The organism is Streptomyces sp. Isolate_45 (assembly GCF_024721315.2).
Classification (GTDB): Bacteria; Actinomycetota; Actinomycetes; order Streptomycetales; family Streptomycetaceae; genus Streptomyces.
The window spans coordinates 1-1,253 of sequence record NZ_JANFAK020000367.1 but is presented as its reverse complement, the minus strand read 5'-3'; the positions used below and the strand labels follow the sequence as shown (position 1 = coordinate 1,253).

The window sequence follows — 1,253 nt, the reverse complement described above, 5'->3', positions numbered from 1 at the left end:
GCCGGGGCGCAGCCGTTGGCGGGTGCGCGGATCATGGGTTCGTTGCACATGACGGTGCAGACGGCGGTGTTGATCGAGACGTTGGTGGCGTTGGGCGCGGAGGTTCGGTGGGTGTCGTGCAACATCTACTCGACGCAGGATCACGCGGCGGCGGCGATCGCGGCGGCGGGGATTCCGGTGTTCGCGTGGAAGGGCGAGACGCTGGAGGAGTACTGGTGGTGCACGGAGCAGGCGTTGACCTGGCCGGGGCACGCGGGTCCGAACATGATCCTGGACGACGGTGGTGACGCGACGCTCCTGGTCCACAAGGGGGTGGAGTTCCAGAAGGCGGGTGTGGTTCCGGATCCGTCGACGGCCGACAACGAGGAGTACGGGCACATCCTGACGTTGCTGGGTCGTACCGGCATCGATTGGGTGGGGTTGGCGGCCGACATCCGGGGTGTGTCGGAGGAGACCACGACGGGTGTGCACCGGCTGTACGAGATGCATCAGGCGGGTGCCCTGTTGTTCCCGGCGATCAACGTGAACGACGCGGTCACGAAGTCGAAGTTCGACAACAAGTACGGGTGTCGCCACTCCCTCATCGACGGCATCAACCGTGCCACGGACGTCCTGATCGGCGGCAAGGTCGCGGTCGTCTTCGGTTACGGGGATGTCGGCAAGGGGTCGGCGGAGTCCCTGCGGGGTCAGGGTGCCCGGGTGATCGTCACGGAGATCGACCCGATCTGCGCGTTGCAGGCGGCGATGGACGGCTATCAGGTCGCCACCCTCGACGACGTCGTGGAGACGGCGGACATCTTCATCACGACGACCGGCAACAAGGACATCATCATGGCCGCCGACATGGCCAGGATGAAGCACCAGGCGATCGTCGGGAACATCGGTCACTTCGACAACGAGATCGACATGGCCGGCCTGGCGGCGGTCGAGGGCATCGTCAAGGACGAGGTCAAGCCGCAGGTCCACACCTGGACGTTCCCCGACGGCAAGGTCCTCATCGTGCTGTCCGAGGGCCGCCTGCTGAACCTGGGCAACGCGACCGGCCATCCCTCGTTCGTGATGTCGAACTCCTTCGCGGACCAGACCCTGGCCCAGATCGAGCTCTTCACCAAGCCCTCCGAGTACCCGATCGACGTCCACGTCCTGCCCAAGCACCTCGACGAGAAGGTCGCCCGCCTCCACCTCGACGCCCTCGGCGTCCGCCTCACCACCCTGCGCCCCGAACAGGCCGCCTACATCGGCGTCCCCGTCGA

Annotated in this window: 1 protein-coding gene; it reads left to right on the top strand. The window is 66.2% G+C overall.

Features of this window, described 5'->3' with window-relative positions; genetic code table 11:
- Positions 1-1,253 (top strand): adenosylhomocysteinase (gene ahcY, locus NOD94_RS41105; protein ID WP_281211349.1); only part of this gene is annotated, 1,253 nt, incomplete at both ends.